The organism is Streptomyces sp. CNB091, assembly GCF_000377965.1.
Window position 1 is genome coordinate 890197 of the sequence record NZ_KB898990.1, and the last position, 20781, is coordinate 910977.

The 20781-nt window shown below is 69.2% G+C and carries 14 protein-coding genes and 2 pseudogenes; 8 read left to right on the forward strand and 8 right to left on the reverse strand.

The features are described from left to right. Positions 1-252 precede the first annotated feature (252 nt). Positions 253-399 carry a hypothetical protein gene (locus tag D581_RS1000000141555; protein ID WP_018955911.1) on the forward strand — a complete coding sequence of 49 codons (147 nt, stop codon included), beginning with the start codon at positions 253-255 and terminating at the stop codon, positions 397-399. A gap of 502 nt (positions 400-901) precedes the next feature. On the opposite strand, the gene D581_RS0103850 is transcribed toward D581_RS1000000141555, so the two are convergent. After that, the gene (locus tag D581_RS0103850; protein WP_018955912.1) at positions 902-1798 is read right to left on the reverse strand and encodes a polysaccharide deacetylase family protein; all 897 of its coding nucleotides are present in this window, start codon (positions 1796-1798) and stop codon (positions 902-904) included. Between the two features lie 474 nt (positions 1799-2272). Then, positions 2273-2635 (reverse strand): hypothetical protein, encoded by a 363-nt coding sequence (locus D581_RS1000000141895; protein ID WP_018955913.1) that lies wholly within the window; start codon positions 2633-2635, stop codon positions 2273-2275. 686 nt (positions 2636-3321) lie between these two features. Between D581_RS1000000141895 and D581_RS0103860 the strand changes: the two genes are divergently transcribed. Both D581_RS0103860 and D581_RS0103865 read left to right on the forward strand, forming a co-directional pair. Then, complete coding sequence (locus D581_RS0103860; protein WP_026290173.1) at positions 3322-3699, forward strand: metalloregulator ArsR/SmtB family transcription factor; 378 nt, start codon at positions 3322-3324, stop codon at positions 3697-3699. Further along, positions 3696-4205 (forward strand): SRPBCC family protein, encoded by a 510-nt coding sequence (locus D581_RS0103865; RefSeq protein ID WP_018955915.1) that lies wholly within the window; start codon positions 3696-3698, stop codon positions 4203-4205. Before D581_RS0103860 ends, D581_RS0103865 begins: the two co-directional genes overlap by 4 nt. Positions 4206-4856: 651 nt before the next feature. Here D581_RS0103865 and D581_RS1000000141900 read toward each other — a convergent pair. From D581_RS1000000141900 to D581_RS0103880, 4 genes and pseudogenes are all read right to left on the reverse strand, one after another. Continuing rightward, positions 4857-5001 (reverse strand): annotated as a pseudogene (locus D581_RS1000000141900) (NF041680 family putative transposase); the annotation flags it as partial. An 8-nt stretch (positions 5002-5009) separates the two neighbouring features. Further along, positions 5010-5468, reverse strand: a complete 459-nt coding sequence (locus D581_RS0103870; RefSeq protein ID WP_018955916.1) for a hypothetical protein — start codon at positions 5466-5468, stop codon at positions 5010-5012. Positions 5469-5567: 99 nt separating this feature from the next. Continuing rightward, a pseudogene (locus D581_RS1000000141905) lies at positions 5568-5816 on the reverse strand (hypothetical protein); the annotation flags it as partial. Between the two features lie 1455 nt (positions 5817-7271). Further along, the gene (locus D581_RS0103880) at positions 7272-7571 is read right to left on the reverse strand and encodes a hypothetical protein (RefSeq protein WP_018955918.1); all 300 of its coding nucleotides are present in this window, start codon (positions 7569-7571) and stop codon (positions 7272-7274) included. A 415-nt stretch (positions 7572-7986) separates the two neighbouring features. On the opposite strand from D581_RS0103880, the gene D581_RS1000000141210 reads away from it, so the two are divergent. From D581_RS1000000141210 to D581_RS0103890, 3 genes are all read left to right on the forward strand, one after another. Next, positions 7987-8544: a hypothetical protein gene (locus D581_RS1000000141210; protein ID WP_158688577.1), complete on the forward strand. Its 558-nt coding sequence runs from the start codon at positions 7987-7989 to the stop codon at positions 8542-8544. Positions 8545-8676: 132 nt separating this feature from the next. Further along, entirely contained in the window at positions 8677-9915 is a 1239-nt protein-coding gene (locus tag D581_RS0103885) for an IS701 family transposase (RefSeq protein ID WP_018955919.1), read from the forward strand. A gap of 178 nt (positions 9916-10093) precedes the next feature. Beyond that, on the forward strand, positions 10094-11302 hold the full coding sequence (locus D581_RS0103890) for an IS701 family transposase (RefSeq protein ID WP_026290175.1): 1209 nt from the start codon (positions 10094-10096) through the stop codon (positions 11300-11302). 937 nt (positions 11303-12239) lie between these two features. Here the strand turns inward: D581_RS0103890 and D581_RS0103895 are convergent. After that, positions 12240-13832: a long-chain-fatty-acid--CoA ligase gene (locus D581_RS0103895; RefSeq protein WP_018955921.1), complete on the reverse strand. Its 1593-nt coding sequence runs from the start codon at positions 13830-13832 to the stop codon at positions 12240-12242. 7 nt (positions 13833-13839) lie between these two features. Further along, positions 13840-15384: a class I adenylate-forming enzyme family protein gene (locus tag D581_RS0103900; RefSeq protein WP_018955922.1), complete on the reverse strand. Its 1545-nt coding sequence runs from the start codon at positions 15382-15384 to the stop codon at positions 13840-13842. A gap of 209 nt (positions 15385-15593) precedes the next feature. Here D581_RS0103900 and hemA point away from each other — a divergent pair, with 209 nt between their 5' ends. Further along, a complete protein-coding gene (gene hemA / locus D581_RS0103905; RefSeq protein WP_018955923.1) occupies positions 15594-16826 on the forward strand; it encodes a 5-aminolevulinate synthase in 1233 nt (410 codons plus the stop codon). A 344-nt stretch (positions 16827-17170) separates the two neighbouring features. After that, positions 17171-20781: type I polyketide synthase (locus tag D581_RS01000000136800; protein ID WP_032752525.1), on the forward strand; the 3611-nt coding region annotated here is incomplete at its 3' end.

Below are 20781 nucleotides of genomic sequence, written 5' to 3' on the forward strand. Positions count from 1 at the left end.
TCCCCGGCACCGCCCGCTACGGCAAAGCCAACCAGGGGTCGAAGGGCGGGGCCATCTCCGCGCACGCGATGGTGGTCCCGCCGACCCGGACGAGGCCCTCCGGCGGTGGTTTCTCGCGCACATGGGGATGGTCCCGGGTCGCGGCCCGGGAGCGGCGGCCTCTGCTCCGTGCGGCGACGGGCTGCGGGCGACGCCCGGACATTCTTGCCTCATTGCGGGGTACGCGGATGGCATACGCCCTCAGGAGGAATCATGGCCGGACTGATCGCCCGTCTCACGCAGTTCACGCGCAGCCCCCAAGGGCGGCGGACCATCGCTTCGGCCCGGCGCGCCGCGGCCGACCCGCGCAAGCGCGCCCAGGTTCGCAGCCTGTTCGGCCGACTGCGCGGACGCCGGTGACGTCGGGTGACGTCGGGTGACGTCGGCGCTTCGGCGGATGACCGGAAGCACCTGCTGGCGTCGCTCATCGGAGCCCAGAGATGAGGGACCTCGGATGAAGTCGAGCGTTGCCCGGGGCATCCGTCGTCTTGGAGGAGGGAGATGGCGCACGAGGCGTGGACGGTGGTCCGGAGCTCATCGACACAGCCCGCCGCACGGCACGCGGTGCCCTGCCCGTCGAGCGGGAGGCCCGCCCGGGGACGCATCACCGCCGCGCTCCTCCCCGGCCACGACACGGGGACCTTCACCGTTCCGCCGTCGCCTACGCCGGAACCACTGACCTGCGGCCAGCGAGGCGTCAGAAGCGGCGAAGGCGGAAGGCTGGATGGCTTTACTCACGAGTAGTGCCGCCTCCTACTGCCTGGCTGCCACTCGCGCGCGGGCCGAACAAACGGCCGTCGCAGGCTGACCACCACAGTCAGCTCACCGGCCCGTCGTCCGCAGGGACGACGGGCCGGATCGGTCATCGAGGGCTCATGGTCCGGGACCAGACTCGCTGAATCGTTCGGTAGTCGATCACGGTTATGTCCTCCTGCTGGAGAACCTCACGGGCCTGCGGCGATGTCAGGAACTCGTAGTCCGTCCGACGCACGGGCCAGCCGTCGTCGAGGGCCTGCGACTCCTTGTCGCCCAGACCGGGATGCACCGCCCATTCATTGAGCCCGGCAGGCAGATCACGCAGCATCTGAGCGTATCGGGCCGCCTTGCCTTCCATGTCGAGGGAGAAGCTGTCCAGGAAGTCATTGTCGGTGACCGGCAGGCCACGCTCCCGCATCGCTCGGCGCCCGGGTTCGAGCCAGACCCGGACCGCGAGGCCGTACTCCGCTGCCAGCACTACGGTCAGGTCGAGGATGTCGTCGCGGCCGCCATCAGCCAGGCAATGGAAGTCCAGATGGGTCGGCGTGAGCCCAGCGTCGGCGACGGCATCGATCTGGGCGCGGAACTCGAGTTCGATCTCATCGAGCCGAGCCTGGCCGAGCAAGGCCGCCCGGCCGACAGGGGTCGGCGAGAACAGCGCGCCCCCAGGGTCCAGCAGTGAGGAAACGCGTTCTTTGGCGCTCAGCGGCCCCCACGGGATGCCGGGCATCTCGCATACCAGCGTGAGGTGAATCCCGAACGGGATCTGCGGCCGCCGGCCGAGCAATTTCATGGCCTGCGGTGCCCCAGGACACGGGACCATCAGGCTGCACGAACTGGCGATGCCCTCTTCGACCGACTCGACCACCGCGGCGTTGATCGCTGAATACATCCCGAAGTCATCGCAGTTGACGATCAGCAACCGGGCATCAGGCGGATACCCCAGCAACTCACTCGACTGCTCCGAAGACACGACGGCCGCGGGAACGCTGACTTCATCCATGCCCGCAGTGTGAGACCTGGACCGGACCTCCGCACGGCAATTCTCCGCAGCGGAGCGACAGTGCCGTCATTTCGAGCCAGAACCATTTCTCGTGAACATCTACGAGCCTGCTGATCACCAACTGCTGCTCCAACCAGTGAACAAACGCTGCTGCTGAACGTGAACGAAGCCAGTTGGAAAATGGTCGATTCGCCGGAATCAGCGAAAGTGCTCCAGAACCGCACCCACCCTTGTCAAGCTGCGGGTCAGGAAAGTGGGCTCGCTCCCCGCACATGCGGGGGTGGTGCCCGCCGACCCTCGTCTTCGCTGGCCTTGCTTCAACGGCTCCCCGCACGTGGGAGTGGCCCCACCCGACCGAACGCGAGTACGAACCTGCCCTGCCCCCCCCCCGCGTGCCCTCGCCTGTGTTGCCGCAGGCCCGCTCACGGCATTCGCCCCGCACCAGGGAGTGGGAGCCCGATGGATTCCCGCGTTCTACAGGTCGAGTACTGCCCACATCCTGCGGCCGTCTTCCGCGGTGTCCGTTCCGCACGAGGCCGCGCCCAGGCCGGTCAATTCCGCCAGGACGGCTGTGTCCGCGACCGCGAGACCTGGACGGTGGGACAGGGCGACGATCAGTGCCTGCCGGCTCTGGTCCGCGAGGTGTAGGGATACCCGCCGACCGCCATCGGCGACCGCGGCCCGCACCAACGCCTCCGTCAGCTCCCCCGCAGCTTGGTCGGCCTCTCGGTATCCCCAATCGTGCAGCTGGCGCACGACGTTGCCGCAGGCCTTTTTCGGCGACCAGGCAGCTGCCTCGAACGACCAGTTCGCCGACCGCCGGTTCCGTACGAGCATCCGAGCCCGCGCCGTTCCTTCCAGGCGCGTTTCAGGACGCGGCGGCTGTACAGGTCGCTTCGGTGGCGGCGGACTCTTCGGTGGGTAGTCCGGTGTGTGATCGAGCACGAGTGCTCCCAGGATCGGCGCGGGTACCCATCGTAGAGGCGCGATTACCTGGCGGGACCAGAACCGTTCGCCGGGTGCTGGGGACGCCCTTGTCGTCACGGCAGGAGAGGGCTGGTGGTCGATATGCCGGATTCGGTGAAAGCGCTCGAGAATCCCGCTTTCCCGCTGTAAAGCTGCAGGTCAGGAGCACTGCCCCCCGCTTCCCCGGGGGATGTCCCACCCGGACTCCCGGAGGGCCCGGTCACTTCGTGGGCCGCTCCCGGAGAGACGGATGGACCACCTTCCCTTCCCCGGCGATCTTGTCCGTGCTCAGCAGGAGTGGCGCGACGTCTACCGCGCGCCGGCGTGCCGCGCCTCCGCCCGCCGCGCCGCCGAACTGGCCGACGGTGTCCAGGCCTGGGGGGTGTGCCCCCCTGGCGCGGTGCGGAGCCGCACGGCGGCCCCGTCGACGGCTCCACCGTGCCCGTGACTGTCGACGACGCGGACCCATGGACTGCGATCATCGGCGCCGGCTGCGTCTGCCAGGACGACCCCGGGAGGAGCTTGTCAATTGGTAACCTATAAGTTACCAATGGGGGGTGGACCCTTTCATCGCCCTGGCTGACCCCATACGCCGTGACCTGCTGCGCACACTTGCCTCCGGTCCGGCGCGAGTGGTCGACCTCGCGGCGCGGCACCCGATCAGCCGACCCGCGGTGAGCAAACATCTGCGCGTGCTCACCGAGGCGGGGCTGGCCACCGCCGAGGACCGCGGTCGCGAGCGCCACTACGCGCTCGCCTACCCGGGCCTCGCCCCGGTACGCGCTCTGCTCGACGAGCTCGTCGGGCGCCGCCCACCGATCCCCGAGAAGGCCTTCGACGCCCTCGACCTGGAGGTCCGCAGAACCGTCCATGACCGTCGGACCGGCACCGACGCCGCTCCCGGCACCACAAGCTCTCAGGAGGAATCAGCATGACCAGCACCCCCACCGGGCGTCGCGTGAGCATCGACGGCCTGGACAGCATTGCCTTCGATCGCACCTTCCGGGCCGGCATCAGGGACGTCTGGGCGGCGGTCACCGAGCCGGACCGTCTGGCCCGATGGATCGGCGAATGGACCGGCGACCCGGCGACCGGCTCGGTCGACTTCCGGATGCTCTACGAAGGCGACGAGCACGAGCCCGAACTCCTCACCATCCAGGAGTGCCGGGCCCCCCACCGTCTGGCCCTCCAGTCGCAGGTGCCCGGCCAGGAACTCATCTGGCACATGACTCTCACGCTCGTCGAGCACGAGGGCACCACCACGCTCACCTTCACCCAGTCCGTCGGCGACGACCCAGCGATGGCGGGCGGAGTCGGCCCCGGCTGGGACTACTACCTCGACCGGCTCGTCGTCGCCGAGACCGGCGGCGACCCGGCATCCGTTGACTTCGGCTCCTACCACCCGGCCCACGAACAGCACTACCTCGACATGTTCAGCTGAACCGGAGGGCGACGCCGAGTACGAGGGCCAGGCGGTTTCGTTTGGATCCAGGGCGTGTGGAAGCTGCTGGCGCGCGAGAGGACTGGTCCTGACGTCCCGGCCCGCCGCAGGATCGAGCGGGACGACGAGGCGATCGCCGGGCGGATCGAGGAGGTGTGGGCTTGCGCGCAGAACTCGCGGTGGCCCGTGGAGCCTCCGGCCCGTCGGAGCCTAGAATCTTGCCGGCTCTGTAGCTGACCGACGAGATTACCGCAGAGCTCACGGCCCTGACCGGCTTCGACCAGGACCTCGCGGCCGAGGCCACCCGGTGTGAGGCATGGTGCGGGCCGCGTCCGCGGTGACCGCGGCGTCCGGCGGCATTGGTTTTCACCTCCCCCGGATAGAGATCGGCGATCCGCCGCATCGCGAGTCGGGGAAGGTAGGCCGACCGTGCAGCCCAAGTCGGCCAGCGGTCCCCTTGCAGGGCCGCGAGAACATGACGGGGGACGAACCGGAGAGCGGTGCGTAGGGTGCCCGAGCCGGACCTTGGCCCGTAAATGCCCCGCAACAGCTGGTCAGAGGTGAGGCGGCGGCGGATGCATCGGAGCAACCTCGTCATTCGGCCCACGGCGCCCCATGCGCACAACAATAGAGCGCCTGTCAGGGAAATCCCCTGGCCCCCGGTGGCCGACCGGGACCGGCGTTGGCCGGGTTTCGGTGCACCGGCTGGGATGGCAGCGGTTGGACGGATGTTCCGGAACCCCCGTCGGAGGCGGGCTGGGGTGAGACGTTCGGGCGGGGCTGGCTTCTCCCAGGGAGGAGGACTCAACGCCGGTACTGCCTCAAGTGCTGGGCGGCTGCTGATTGGAAGGCGTCGTGTGCCCGGCGGGCTCGGTCTTCCGAGCTGTCGATGGCTGGACGATCGTCGTGCGCGTGGTTCTTGATCTCACTGGACGCGTCAACCAGAGTAGTCGCCAAGCGGAGGAGCGTTGCGTTGTCGGTCGCGAGGGTGAGCGCGGTCACGGCCTTGGTCACTCCGCACTGTGCTTCGAACCGACCCGTCTGTAGCTCCAGACTTTCCGCCTCGCCCGTCCTGCGGACGACGTGTTTCAGATACTGGTGGCGGCGGTAGTCTGTCGCGGCACCGAGCAGGCTGGCTACTGCAGCAGCCAGTGCTTGCCGATCACGATCACGGCGGGTGGAGAGAGTGATGAGGTGCTGCGTAGCGCCCGCCACAAGAGCACCGAGCAGGGTGCCCAGCACGGCGATGATCGCAGTTGCCACAAGATTCCCCTTCTGCTGTCCGCCTTCCGTATTAGCGGACGCTTTCTTCACCCAAAGCCGGTGTTACCAAATTGGTTTGAAGGTACGAGATCAGTTCCTGTCGCGCTTCTTCTTCCCCGAGACGAAAGCACGGCGTCCGCCGCGACTGGCCGGGGGCCGGCGAACCTGGACCCCGGCCAGCCGCGGCTCAATGCCTTCGGCCTGGGCGTATGTGAACACATCCGCCAGGGTCCGCAGCCGCAGCCGCAGCCGCAGCCGCGGGTCGGCCAACTCCTCAACCAGGGACGAGAGACGCCTCCGCCGCACTCGCGTGAACACCTGATGCGCGAGAACCCTGCGACTGACCATGATCACTACAGGTGGACCATGACACCCACCAGCAAAAACACATCACCCGCAATCACGCACCAGCTCGTAAGTGGACGCCGCCGCGTATGGCACGACGTAGGCGAAAGCCCGTCCTGACCCCCAACGGAACTTGCCTCCGGCCTGGCCGAGCGGCCCTGCTATCTCCGGCACGCCGGGATCTCTTTCTGGTTGTTTTCCGGACTGGACCCGGCCGAGTGTGCTCGCCGCGCGGGCCAGAGCATCGGGGTTCTCCTCCACCACTACGCCAAGTTCCTGGATGGTGTCCGTGAGCAAGCCAACCGCCTCATGGAGCAGTCGATGGAAGAGCGGGATCGTGTCAGTCAGGGCGCGGGGCCTGGGCGGTGAGTCGGGGTTTTGGTCCGCCACTGGTCCGGAACAACTGGTCACCAGCGGGAGAGAGGTGGGAAAAACTGGTTAGTTACCCCGTATACGGGGCCCTGGCCCGAATGAGTCGAGCGGAAGGCGCCTGACGGGCAAAAGTCCAGCTCAGGCGACTTCTTGCGTGCTCCTAGAAGAAGCCCAGCTTCTTCGGCGAGTACGACACCAGAAGGTTCTTCGTCTGCTGGTGGTACACGCCTTGCATGGCCCCTGAACAGCGGAAACGGCCACTATGCGGCCAAGCTGTAGGCGGCTGGTCCGTGTATGGCCCGGATCTTGGTCGGCACGGAGTGGACCCCTGACCGACGGCCCGTGGCGGCGGCGAGCTGGCACACGAACGAGGGGGGTGCCGGCGGGGCTCCACGGAGCATGCCTCGATCCGACGCGCTACGAGAGAGAATCGCCACGGCTTGGCCAGCGGAGCGGGGAACCCACCGGTCCAAGAAATTCCACGCTGTCACGACCGGCCACGAGACGTGCGGCCACAAGCTCTCTGACTGCGCCCGGCCGACCAGCCGCAGGCTGCGGCCCATGTGCGCTATCAGAAGGCTGCTCCGCTTCATCGCGATCGAACGCAGCCAGTCCGATAGGCGAAGAGCTGGCGCGCGGCCGCTCTGCTCAGCCCGACACGTCTTCCTAGGCGTTGCTGCTGCGGTGAACCGCCCCGTGTTCGATTGGCGGTTGCTCTGCGATCGTCGGGAGATGGCTATCGATGGGCGGGGAGGGCGTGGCGGTGGACTATCAATGGTGCGCGGGATCGCCGGTTTAGTTATCCGGCGATCCCGCGCTATGTTGCGCCGCTTAGGATCTGCTGACCACCGTCGGCATCTACTGGTTCACCCGCACCGGCCCTGCGGCCGTGGACTTCTGCTGGGAACAGGCGCACGCCGACAACACCGGCTGGGCAGGAGCCAGCACGTCCCGCAGGGCTTGTCCCTCTTCTACAGCAACTTCCTGGGCCGCAAGGTCTTCGGACTCCCGTGCGGCGCCGACACCGTCTCCTTTCACGAGCACACCGAAGGCGGCCACCTCCCCGCCCGGGTTGCCCTGCTGGTGCTACCCGGACCGCCGCGTGCGGCGGGTTTCGAGCCCGGCGAGTTGGAGGCCCGGGGTGTCGTAGGGCATCAACGAGCTCTGTTCGACCAAGGGCACGATGACCGGCCGCAGTCCCTCGGCGGCGGGGGAGGGGTAACCGATGTGGCGTTCGGTCACGGCCGCTGCGGCCCCCGCCAGCAGGTCGGCCAGTTGAATGGATGGGTGGTCGGCGGAAGAGCCGCGGAGCATGGTGTGCACGGGAGCGCCCCTCTCGCGGGTCAGGAGAGTCATGCCTATCGGGCTGGTGGCGTACTGCAGCACCGTGCGAGGGTGTCGTCGGTAAATACGCGCTGTTCATCGGTGAGGACACTGACGAGCCCGAGGCTGTGTCCCCATCGGCGGGCTGTATGACCCGCCGCGGGGATGAGCATCTCCAGGGACGGGAACGGGGAGTCCTCCTGGTGGAGGGCCGCCGCGTAGGGCCGGGGGAGCGCACCTGGGCCAGCACTTCAGTTACGGGCCGCCGTGTCGAGGCTCCCCACGCCTGTTCGACCGCTGCCAAGAACGCCTCCAACGCGGCTTCCTCCCGTCCCAGGGCGCGCTGGGAAGCCAGGGCCACGAACGAGGACATCAGCGCGTCGAACAGCGCGCCCGGAAGGGCACGCGGTCCCTGGAGCGCCAATGTCCGGGCCATGGCGCGCGCCTTGCCTTCGGCGTACAGGTTCCGCCCTTCGGCGTGCGCCATCTCCTCCAGCAGCAGATCGATCGCCTTCGCTGCCACGGCGTACTCCTTGTCGACCATGTACACCGAGCAGCGTTCGTGCAGAGCGTCGGCCGGGTCCCACAGATCCTTCAGCAGGGACCACCGCTCCTCGCGGTCCTTGAACAGGCGGAACTTCAGCTCTCCGGCCTGCTGGATCCGGGCCTGCTTACGCAGGGTGTTGATCAGTGGGGCCGCCTCGGCGTCGTCGATGGCGACGGACGCGAACACAAGGAATCGGCGCTGCCGACCGACGAGCTGCTCGCCATCCCATCCAGACTCGTCGCACGCGATCCAGCGCCCTCGCCAGCGTCGTCCGAGGCCGGCTCGTTCTGGTTGAGCTGGGCGTACTTCTCTCCGGTCAAGGCCATGAGGCCATTTCCATGTGGCGATCCGGTTACTGGACTGACCCCGTCCGGTATCCCGGCACTCACTGCGTCCCGTGATGCTGTGTCGCTTTGCGTACGGGTTGCCGCGCCGTGCTCCGCCGGAGACGTCGGCGCGCACCAGTCGCTTTCGGGGGCTTCGGTGTGACACGGATCATACAGGCCCGCAGGTGGGCATCTCGACTTCCCGGCCGCACTCGAGCTCGGCGATCTCTGGTTGGAGGCTAGTAGTGCTTCGTTACCTTGAGTGATCTTGCCTGGTGGTGGGCATCTTCGAGGTGTGAAGCTGGGGGATGTCGAGCGACTCCGTGGCGAGTTGGCGGAGTTCGTAGGTGATGTGTTCGGGTCGTTGCCGCGGCAGGATCAGCGCCGGTGGGGTGCGTGTTATCTGCGCGGTCTGATGCTGGACGGGCGGCGTAAGTCGATCCAGCCGATGGCCCAGCGGTTGCCGGACGGGAACATGCAGGCACTGCAGCAGTTCGTGAACCAGTCGCCGTGGGATCCGTTGCCGGTGCGGCGGCGGATCGCCCAGAGACTGTCGGAGATGATCAGACCTCAGGTGTGGGTGATCGACGATGTGTCGTTTCCCAACTGCGGCCGCGCCTCTGCCGGGGTGGCCCGCCAGTACTGCGGAGCACTCGGGAAACGAGCGAACTGCCAGGTCGCGGTCAGTGTCCATGCCGCCACCGACACTGCGTCGTGCCCGTTGGACTGGCAGTTGTATCTGCCCCGGGAGTGGACGGACGAGCCGGACCGCTGCTGGCGGGCCGGCGTCCCCGACGACGTCGTGCACCAGGAGAAATGGCGCCTCGCGCTCGGGCTGCTGGACAACGTGAGCGAGTGGGGGCTCAAAGCCCCGGTCGTGGTCGCGGATGCGGGTTACGGCGTCAGCACCCCCTTCCGCCATGGCCTGGAGGAACGGGGCCTGTCCTACGTGCTGGCGCTGACCGGGAAAGAAGTCGCCCACGAGCTGGACATCGAGCCGCACCAGCCGGATTACGAAGGACTGGGCCCACCGACGCCTGCCCGCTACCGGACGGCGCCGCGAGCACTTACCGTCCACGCTGCCGAGGCTGCTGCCGCCGACCACTTCGCTGAGGTGGCCTGGCGACAGGGCAGTAAAGGCACGATGACCTCACGGTTCGCGGTCCTGGGTCTTCGGGCGGCGGGCAAGCAGTCCCTGGCCGCCGCCCAAGCGGCAGGCGGCGGACGCAACCAGTGGAACGGCGTCCTGCCCCCGTCCACCGTCTTGGTCGAATGGCCCGCGGGCCAGGACGGGCCAACGGGTTACTGGATATCGAACCTGCCGCCCGAGACTCCCGTTGCCGAGCTGGTGCGGTGGGCGAAGATGCGCTGGCGCATCGAACACGACTACCGCGAACTCAAGCACGGCTTGGGCCTGGACCACTTCGAGGGACGCACCTGGCGCGGCTGGCACCACCACGTCACCCTCGTCACCGCCGCCCAGGCATTCCTCACCCTCAGGCGGCTCGACCCAAAAGTCCCAACGCCGGCCTGACTCTCTACCAGGTCCTGGACGTTCTCCAGGACCTGCTGAAGGGCTGGACCGGCACCTGCACCACCTGCAACCGTCCCCTGCCCCGCAACCGAAGCAGACGCAGAACCTAACGAAGCACTACTAGTAGGGCTTTGTTACATCTCTGGGCAAGTGGTCGTGTTGGTGGTTTCCTGCTGGTATGAGGGCGAATGAACTCACGTCGTGCAGGGGCCGGTTGGAGGAGTTCGCTGGGGAGGTGTTCGCGCCTTTGTCGCGTGCTGACCAGCGGGTGAAGGGCAGCCTCTATTTGCGGGGTCTGCTGCTGGACGGACGTCGGAAGTCGATGCAGCCGATGGCCGGACGCCTCGGGGTGGACCACCAGCAGCTGCAGCAGTTCATGACGTCGTCGACCTGGCCGGTGGACACGGTCCGCACCAAATTGGCCCGCCGGGCGGTGGCGGTGGTTCGGCCGCAGGTGTGGGTCGTGGACGACACCGGGTTCCCGAAAGACGGAACGGCCTCGTCAGGGGTGGCCAGGCAGTACTCCGGCACCCTGGGCAAGGTCGGGAACTGCCAGATAGGGGTCAGTGTCCATGCGGCGTCCGATACCGCGTCGTGCCCGCTGTCCTGGCGGCTGTTCCTGCCCGGCAGCTGGAACCAGCCGGAGGCCGCTGACCGTCGGGCCCGCTGCCGGATCCCCGAGGAAGAGCATCACCGGCCGAAGTGGCAGCTCGCGCTGGACATGCTCGACGAACTGGCTACGGTCGGACTGCGGCCCGCGGTGCTGGTTGCGGACACCGGCTACGGAGCGAACGCCGACTTCCGCCATGGCCTGGAAGACCGGGGCCTGGCCTACGCGTTGCAGGTCAAGGGCGAAATGACCGCCCACACCGAATCGGCCTTGCCGCACCAGCCGCCCTACGGCGGGCTCGGACCGCGTCCGCTGCCCCGCTACCGCACCCGACCGGTCAGCCTGCGCGAACATGTCCTGGCCGCAGGACGTGCACGAGCGGTCACGGTCACCTGGCGCAAGGGCTCGAAGGCTGCCATGTCCGCCCGCTTCGTGTTCCTGCGCGTCCGCCTCGCCGGCCGCCGCCCCAAACCCGCCCCGGACGGTGCCATCGCACTACGGTGGCTGATCGCTCAGTGGCCAGAAGGGGAGAACGAGCCGGTCAAGTACTGGATCTCCAACCTGCCGGCCGACATCCCGGCCCGGGACATGGTCCGGCTCGCGAAGCTACGGTGGCGCATCGGACACGACTACCGCGAGCTGAAGACGACACTTGGCCTCGACCGCTTCGAGGGCCGCTCGTTCACCGGCTGGCACCGCCACGTCACTCTCGTCACCGCCGCCCACCTCTTCCTGACCGAGCAGCGGTCCTGCCCAAAAGTCCCTGCCAGGGCCTGACTCTCTACCAGGCCCTTGCCCTCCTCCAACACCTGTTAGCCACCTGGACGGGAACCTGCCCCACCTGCAGACAGCCCACCCCATGGCAGCACTACGACACCACCTAACAAAGCCCTACTAGGCCCTGTCCGGCGGATCTTGTGACTGTGGACCTTGAGCGAGTCTTGTCGCGGTGGGGGTTGAGCCGTCAGCCGAACGATGGCCACCGGTCGGCGGCCCACTCCCGCCAACCCATCCAGCCAGAGGGTGGACCGTCGGCCGGATGGCCGCTCAGCTCTGCCGGCTTGGGCACCTCGAAGACGCCCGGAAGCTCCAGAAGGTCAGGTGCGGTGCGAGTGATCAGGACGCGCAGGTCAGCGTCCGCGTCTGCTATCTCCTCGCTCAAGTGCCGGTATCGCTTGGCCAGGCGCTTGAGGGCGACATTGACGGCTGTAGCTGGCTCTGCCAGGTCGGTGCCCGGACGGCTGACAGCCAGTCTCCGAACTCTGTGGGACCGGTTCGACCTGGGACGCAAGCGCTGGCTCCGCTGCCGGGCCCCGCGGGTGGGGCGGCTACGTCGGCACAGCACCGCGGTCATCGGTGGACTGGCGTCGATATCCTCTGGCCTCATGGCGCGCAGCCCAACTTCCGCTGCAGGGAGAGCGACACCGAGATATTTGAGCAGGCCGGCGGGCCGCCTCGTCGGGAAGGTGCTTGCGTGACACCCGCCTCGAGGAACGTCAGTACCGCCCCGCCAGTCGCCCTCGGGCCTTACCGCCCCCTGGCCGCGCTTCCTGACTGGGCGCGTGACTGTTCCCGTCAGATCGCCCGTGCACTGGTACGTCTGGCCCCGGCGGGCAGTTGGTGGCGCGGATGCCTCGACGGAAGCCCCGACAATCTTCCGCGTCCGGACCGTCTGTCGGATGGCCGGATGGCCGGGTGGCCGGGAGGCCCGACATCATGCCGTCCCCTGTGCCTCGGTACGGACCTGGCGGGCCCCTGTGGTCAGCAGGGCGACCAGCTCCCGTTTGAGTACCTTGCCGCTGGGGCCGAGGGGGAAGGCGTCCACGAACTCCACCCGGCGCGGGTACTTGTACGGTGCCATCCGCTCCTTGCTCCAGGCGACGATCTCGGCGCCCAGGGCCGGGCCCGGCGCCGTGCCGGTGCGGGGCCTCACCACCGCGCATACCTCCTCGCCGTGGACGGGGTGGGGGAGTCCGACGACGGCTGCTTGGGCGATCGCCGGGTGGTGGGCCAGGACGTCCTCTACCTCGCGTGGGTAGACGTTGTACCCGCCGCGCAGGACCACGTCCTTCTTGCGGTCGACGACGGAGAGGTAACCGTCGTCGTCCTTGACGCCCAGGTCACCCGAGCGGAACCAGCCGTCCACGATGGCCTCGGCGGTCGCCTCCGGTCGGTTGAGGTAGCCGGCCATCACGTTGTGCCCCCGGATGACGATCTCCCCCGTCTCGCCGGCGGGCAGCAGTTCGATCCTGTCCTCCACCCCGGCTCTGGCGATCTCGACCTCGACGCCCCAGATCGGCCGGCCCACCGTGCCCGGTCTGAGCGGCCACGCCTTCTGGTTGTAGGCCACCACCGGGGAGGTCTCGGTGAGTCCGTACCCTTCGAGGACCGGGCAGCCGAACGTCTCCCGGAACGCGTCCAGGACCGCCACCGGCAGCGCGGCGCCGCCGGAGAACGCGCGGTCGAGCGCGGGCCTGCGCGGGTCGGCGCGGGCCGCTTCGAGGAGGGCCGTGTACATCGTCGGGACCCCCATGAAGACGGTGCAGCCCTCCCGCACCATGAGGTCCAGCGCGCCCGGCCCGTCGAACCGGGGCATCAGGACCAGGGTCGCTCCCGCCCGGAAGCAGGTGTTCATGCCGCAGATCTGACCGAAGGTGTGGAACAGGGGCAGACAGCCGAGCAGGACGTCGTCCGCGGTGAAGTCGAACGGCGACAGCATGGTCGTGTCGACGTTCATGACCACGTTGAGATGGGTGAGCAGGGCGCCCTTGGGCCGTCCTGTGGTGCCGGAGGTGTAGAGGATCACGGCGATGTCCTCGGGCGCGCGCGGCACCTGACGGTCGATCGGGGCGCTCCGCGCCGCGAGCGCGTCCAGCCTCGGCGCGCGGGCGAACTCCCCTTCCTCGCCACCCTCTTCTGCCATGACGGTGAGTACGGGCGTGCCGGTCGTCTCCGCCGCCCTGCCTCCCTCGGCCAGGAGCGGGGCGGCGCAGATCAGCGCCGCCGCCCCCGAGTCCTTCAGGACGTACGCGATCTCGTCCGCCCGGAGCAGGGCGTGGACCGGGATCGCGATCGCGCCGAGCGCGAGCACGCCGAAGTAGGTCGACGGGAAGTACGGCGTGCTGGGCAGCAGCAGCGCCACCTTGTCGCCCGGGCCGATGCCCCGCTCGCGCAGCGCCGCCGCGTACCTCCGTGCCTCGTTCCACAGTTCGCGATAGGTGATCTTCCGCGTACCGGACACGAGCGCCGGGTGCTCCGGTCGCCGTAGCGCGGACTCGGCGAGGATGGACGCCACGGAGAGGGTCACGGGGGTCTCACCCGCCCGATTCCGCGGCCAGCCGCGTCTTGTCCGGTTTGCCGACGCCGGTGAGGGGCAGAGCGGGGCGGATGTGGATCCGTGCGGGGACGTGCTTGGGCGAGACGGTGGCCCGGATGTGCTCCGCCAGTCCGTCGGGGGTGGCCGTGGCCGCTTCGCGCAGCACCACGGCGGCGTGCAGGTGCTCGATCCGGTCCCGGTCCGGGACGCAGAAGACGGCGGCCTGGACGACATCGGGATGGGCCAGGAAGGCGTTCTCCACGGTCACCGGATGGATCTTGATGCCATTGGTCTTGATCACCTCACCGACTCGGCCGCTCAGATGGAGGTAGCCGTCGCCGTCGACGAAGCCGAGGTCACCGGTGCGCACCCAGCCGTCCTGTACGGTCCGGGCGGTGAGTTCGGGCTCGGCCACGTACTCGCTCATCGTGAACGGCGACCGTACGCAGACCTCGCCGGTCTCGCCGGGCGGCAGGTCGCGGTGGTCCTCCGGGTCGGTGATTCGGACCCAACCGGGCATCGGCCTACCGACCGTGACCCGCAGCCGGGCATCGAGGTGCTCGGTGGGCGAGAGCATGCTGACGAAGCCCGCCTCGCTGGTCGCGTACACCTGGATCAGTACGTCCCCGAAGACCTTGACCGCCTCGCCCAGGCGTTCGGGGGAGGCGGGGGAGCCCACGTACGTGACCATCGTGAGGCTGGAGAGGTCGGTCGAGTCCGCGTCCGGATGGTCCATGAGCAGATACAGCTGGGGAGGGGAGAGCAGCATCCGGGTGATCCTGTGCCGCTCGATGCAGCGCAGCACGTCCCCCGGGTCGAAGCCGTCCCGCAGGAGCACCGAGCCGCCGGACGCGAGTGAGTCGTCCGCCGTGGCGCCGCTGGAGTGGCTCAGTGGGAGGCAGGCCAGGTAGACCGACCGCCAACCCATCTGCAATCCGGCGGAGATGAAGCCGTTGCGGGCCCGGAAGTCGAAGGCGATGCCCTTCGGCTCACCGGTTGTCCCGCTCGTGTAGGTCACCACCGCGGGCCGGTCGGGTCCGATTTCGACTGCGGTCGGGTCCAGTGCGTCCGGGTCCCCTGTCGTCAGGTCCAGGACATCGGGGCCGAGGTCGTCGAGGGCGGCGAGGGTGAGCGGAGTGCCCAGCCGCTCGCGCAGCTCACGCGCGGTCGCGAGGTTCTCCGCGTCGACGGCCAGATGTGTCGCACCGGTCTCCCGGAGGACCTTGAGCTTGGCGTCGGCGGCCAGGTGGTCCGCCGGGTCGACCGCGTTGGTGGTGTGCAGATGCACCACCGTGGCCCCGGCCAGATTCGCGGCGTACCGCAGGACCAGGGTCGGGGCGGTGTTGGTGACGGTCAGGATGGCGACCACCGCCCCGCCGTCGATCCCGTCGGCGTGTTGGTGCAGAACCTGCGCGGCCGACCGGACCAGGGTGGTCAGCTCCGCCGCGGTGAGCGTCCTGTCGCGCCAGGACAGGACGACCTTCTCCGGTTCCGCGGAGATCACCTGAAGGATCTGGCTGACATACGTTTCGTTCGACGGCATAGGAAACTCCAGTGGTGCCGTGGTGAGGAATTTCCGCAGATCCTACAACAAGAGAACCAGGTGTACCAGGAGTGCGAATTTAGGAAACGGGTGCGCGGGCGGTAGCAAATTGTCGCAGGCCGCGCCATCGAATTGATATTCTGCCCTGAGACAATACCCTCTACCGGTTCGGCCCCGCACCGGTTCGGTCTTCGGAGAAAAGGGTCGTCATGAACCATTACCTGGAGCTCTTCTCACGGAAAACGGGCGAAGGTGGGGCATCGGATGCGAAGCGAGAGTTCCTCGAACTCGGCCGGCTCGCCGGGAAATTTCCGGCGGCCCGGAGCCTGCGGGACGGGGTCACCTCCGAGATCAGCGTGTGGTGCAGCAACGACTACCTGGGAATGGGCCAGCACCCGCTGGTTCTGGCGGCGACCCGCGAAGCCCTCGACGAGTACGGCGCGGGCTCGGGTGGCTCCCGGAACATCGGCGGCACCAACCACTACCACGTACTGCTGGAGAAGGAACTCGCGGATCTGCACGGAAAGGCGGACGCTCTTCTCTTCACCTCCGGGTACACCGCCAACGACGGAGCCCTCACGGTCCTCGCCGGTCTGCCGGAGAAATGCATCGTCTTCTCAGACGAGATGAACCACGCCTCGATCATCGACGGGCTCCGCCACAGCGGCGCCGAGAAACGAATTTTCCGCCACAACGACATGGCCCATCTGGAAGAGCTGATATCCGCCACCGATCCCGACCGGCCGAAGATGGTCGTCATGGAGTCGGTCTATTCGATGGGGGGTGATGTCGCCCCGCTCGCCGAGATCGCCCGGATCGCTCGCGAGCACGGCGCGATGACCTTCCTCGACGAGGTGCACGCGGTCGGAATGTACGGGCCGGAGGGAGCCGGTATCGCAGCGGGCCTGGGCATCGCGGACGAGTTCACCGTCATCATGGGGACGCTCGCCAAGGGATTCGGCACCACCGGGGGGTACATCGCCGGACCCGCCGAGCTGGTCGACGCGGTGCGCGGCCTCTCCCGCCCCTTCATCTTCACCACCGCCCTGCCCCCGGCGGTCGCGGCGGGCGCACTCGCCGCGGTCCGGCACCTGCGCACCTCGGAGGAGGAACGCGACCGGCTCCGCGAGAACGCGCGGCTGACGCACCGCCTGCTCAGGGAACGCGGCATCCCCTTCCTCTCCGACGGGTCCCACATCGTCTCGGTCTTCGTCGGGGACGACGCACTCGCCCGGCGGATCTCCGCACTGCTGCTGGCCCGCCACGGTATCTACGTCCAGGCGATCAACGCACCGAGCGTGCGCGTGGGCCAGGAGATCCTCAGGAGCGCACCCGGCGCCGTCCACGAGCCTTCGGAGATCGAGGGGTTCGTCACGGCACTGGACGGAATCTGGCGGGAACTGGGAGTGACGCGCGCTCAGGGCCCGCACCGGTCCCCGTGAACGGACGACTGACCCGCCCTGCGGGGCACGCGGCCTCTCTGCCGCCCCCAGCACGAGGCGGCGGCTCTCTTTCGCTCCACCGCGCCGCGACCCGCCCACACGGGGCGTGCGTGGCTCTCCTCCACCGCTCCACGGCCCGTCCGCTCCCCGTACCCGCATCCTGTCGCGGCCTGCGCTATCGGGCCGCTATGCGACCTCGGCAAGATCGACGTCGCAGGTCCGGTGGCGATACCCGCAGGCCACGACGGAGGCGGCCCGGCCGACGCACGACCCCGTGGCAGCGGGCCCCCGCCACGGTCCGGTGACCGATGGTCCTGCTCGCCGTGAAGGAGTCCGAGAACACGATGGCGCACCCCGATGGTACGGAAGCACCGCTGCTGTGGACTCTGGCCGGCAACGGCAGGGAGTCGCTGGCGGTCGGTGCGCGCGGCCTGCACACGTTCCTGGCTGGTCGTGACGACTGGAGCCCCCAGGACATCGCGCTCACCCTCGCGCGCACCGCTTCCGAGGGAAGCCGGCGGGCGGCGCTGGTGGCGGACGGCCGGGACGGATTCCTGCGGCGGCTGGACGCGCTGGCCGACGGCAGGAGCACCCCCGGCCTGCTGGAGGGTGCCGCCGGAGCCGGTGGCCGGGTCGCCTTCGTGTTTCCCGGACAGGGCGCGCAGTGGCCCCGGATGGCCGTGGACCTGCTGGACACCTCCACGGTGTTCCGCGACCGGATGGACGCGTGCGCGCAGGCCCTGGAACCGTTCGTCGACTGGTCGCCCCTCGACGTGCTCCGCGACCCGGACGCGCCGGGCGCACCCGCCGGGGACCGGGCCGACGTGGTTCAGCCCCTGCTGTTCGCCGTGACGGTGTCGCTCGCCGCGCTGTGGCGCTCCCACGGTGTGGAACCGGCCGCCGTGCTCGGGCACAGCGTCGGAGAGGTCGCCGCCGCCGCGGTCTCCGGCGCGCTCTCCCTCGACGACTCCGCGCGGGTGGTGGCCCTGTGGAGCCAGGCCCAGGCGACCCTGGCCGGGCAGGGCGACATGGTCTCCGTCATGGCCCCGGCTGCCGAGGTCGAGCCGAGGCTGCACCGCTGGGAGGGCCGCCTCGTCGTCGCCGCGCACAACGGCCCCCGGTCCGTGATCGTCTCCGGCGACCGCGACGCCACGGCCGAACTCCTCGACAGCCTGGCCGCGGACGCGGTGCACGCCCGGCGGATTGCCGTGGGCCTGGCCGCCCATTCCCCCCACATCGACGCGATCATCCCCCGGATGCGCGCCGACCTCGCCCCGATCCACCCCCGTACACCGCAACTGCCCTACTACTCCGGACTCACCGGCGGACGACTGGACGCCCCGGTACTGGACGCCGACTACTGGTGCCGCAACCTGCGCAACACGGTCAGGTTCCACCAGGCGGCCGGGGCCCTGCTGCGGGACGGGCACGGTGTCCTGCTGGAGGTCAGCCCGCACACCGTGTTGACCTCCGCCCTCACGGACTGCGTGGAGGAACACGGCGTACAGGCTGCCGTCCTCGGGACGCTGCGCCGCGACCAGGACGGTCCGGGCCGGTTCCTGACCTCGCTCGGTGACCTGTACGTACGCGGAGTCGCCCCGCAACGGGAAGCACCCTCTGCCGTGGAGCACGCCCAGGTGCGGGAACTGCCTGCGGCAGTCCTGGCCGCGCTCGCGGAAACCGGCCCGGCGGACGCCAACGGGCCGGACGGTACGGGCGGTGACGCGGACGCCGCCACCGTGTTCCGCGCGGAGCTGGCCGCCATGGACCTACGAGAGCGGCGCGCCGCGCTGGCACGGCTCGTGGGCGAGGAGATCGCCGCACTGACCGGGCGGCCCGATCCCGTCCCCGCCGAACTGGCCTTCCTCGAACTGGGATTCGACTCCGTCACCGCCGTGGAGCTGCGCAACCGGCTGGGCGCGGCGACGGCGCTGCGCATCCCGGCGACGGTCGTCTTCGACTGCCCGACCCCGGCGGCCCTGACCGTGTACCTCAGCGCCGAGATCAGCGGCGACCGGCCCGACACGGACGCGGACACGGTCGAGCCGGTGCGGCGGCGGCCCGCGGACGACGACCCCGTGGTGATCGTCGGGATGGGCTGCCGCTACCCCGGCGGCGTCGGCAGCCCCGACGAACTCTGGGAGCTGGTGTCCGCAGGCGCAGACGCCGTCTCCGCGCTCCCCGACGACCGGGGCTGGGACACCACCGGACGGTACGACCCCACACCGGGTACGCCGGGCCGCTACTACCAGCGGGAGGCGGGTTCGCTCGCCGGCGCGGCCGAGTTCGACGCGGAGTTCTTCGGCATCTCGCCGCGCGAGGCGGCGGCGATGGACCCGCAGCAGCGACTGCTGCTGGAGACGACCTGGGAAGTGCTGGAGCGGGCCGGGATCGACCCCGGTACCCTGCGGCGGACCCCGACGGGTGTCTACGTCGGGGCGATGACCATGGACTACGGCCCCTCCCTCGAACAGGGCGCCGACGAGGGCGGCCACCTGCTGACCGGCAACACCGGAAGCGTCGCATCGGGCCGGCTGGCCTACACCCTCGGGCTGGAGGGAGCGGCGGTCACGGTGGACACGGCGTGCTCGTCGTCGCTGGTGGCCCTGCATCTGGCCGTACGGGCGCTGCGGTCGGGCGAGTGCTCGCTCGCCCTGGCCGGCGGAGCGACCGTGATGTCCACGGTCGGCATGCTCGTGGAGTTCAGCCGTCAGGGCGGTTTGGCACCGGACGGCCGCTGCAAGGCATTCGCGGCGGCCGCCGACGGCTTCGGCTTGGCCGAGGGCGTGGGGATGCTGCTGGTGGAGCGGTTGTCGGACGCGCGGCGTCATGGGCATCCGGTGCTGGCGGTGGTACGGGGTTCGGCCACGAACCAGGACGGTGCGAGCAATGGTCTGACGGCGCCGAACGGTCCGTCGCAGCAGCGGGTGATCCGGGCGGCACTGGCGGACGCGGGGCTGACGGCGTCGGATGTGGATGTGGTGGAGGCGCACGGGACGGGGACCCGGTTGGGTGATCCGATCGAGGCGCAGGCGCTGCTGGCGACGTACGGGCAGGATCGGCCCGGGGACCGTCCGGTCTGGATCGGTTCACTGAAGTCCAACATCGGACATACCCAGGCCGCGGCGGGTGTGGGCGGTGTCATCAAGTCGGTGCTGGCGATCCGGCACGGTGTGATGCCGAAGACACTGCACGTGGACGGTCCGACGCCTGAGGTGGACTGGTCGGCGGGGGCCGGACAGTTGCTCACGGAGGCCCGTACGTGGGACGACGCGGGCCGTCCGCGCCGGGCCGGGGTCTCCTCCTTCGGTATCAGCGGGACTAACGCCCACGTGATCCTGGAGTCTGCCCCGGATGACGCTCCGGCCGGGATGGTGGAGGATGCCCCCCGGCGTTCTGGGGCAGTGGTGTGGTCGGTGTCGGCGCGCAGTGCGGAGGCCCTGCGGGCGCAGGCGGGCGCGTTGGCGGCACGGGTGGTGGCGGAGCCCGCCCTCGATGCGGCGGACGTGGGCCACTCGTTGGCGGTGGGGCGTGCGTCCTTCGAGCACCGCGCGGCGGTGGTGGGGGGCGACCGGAGCGAGCTGCTCCGTGGGGTGAGGGCGCTGGCGGCGGGGCGTTCGGCCCAGGTGCCGGGGCTGGTGCGGGGCGGCGGGGTGTCGTCGGGTCGTTCGGTGCTGGTTTTCCCTGGTCAGGGGTCGCAGTGGGTGGGGATGGCTGCGGAGTTGTTGGGGGAGTCGGAGGCCTTCGCGGGGCGGATGGGTGAGTGTGAGCGGGCTCTGGGGCCTTATGTGGATTGGTCGTTGGCGGAGGCGTTGGGTTCGGAGCGGTTGTTGGCGCGGGTTGATGTGGTGCAGCCGGTGTTGTGGGCGGTGATGGTGTCGCTGGCGGAGGTGTGGCGGTCGTTCGGTGTCGCCGTGGACGGCGTGGTGGGTCATTCGCAGGGTGAGGTGGCCGC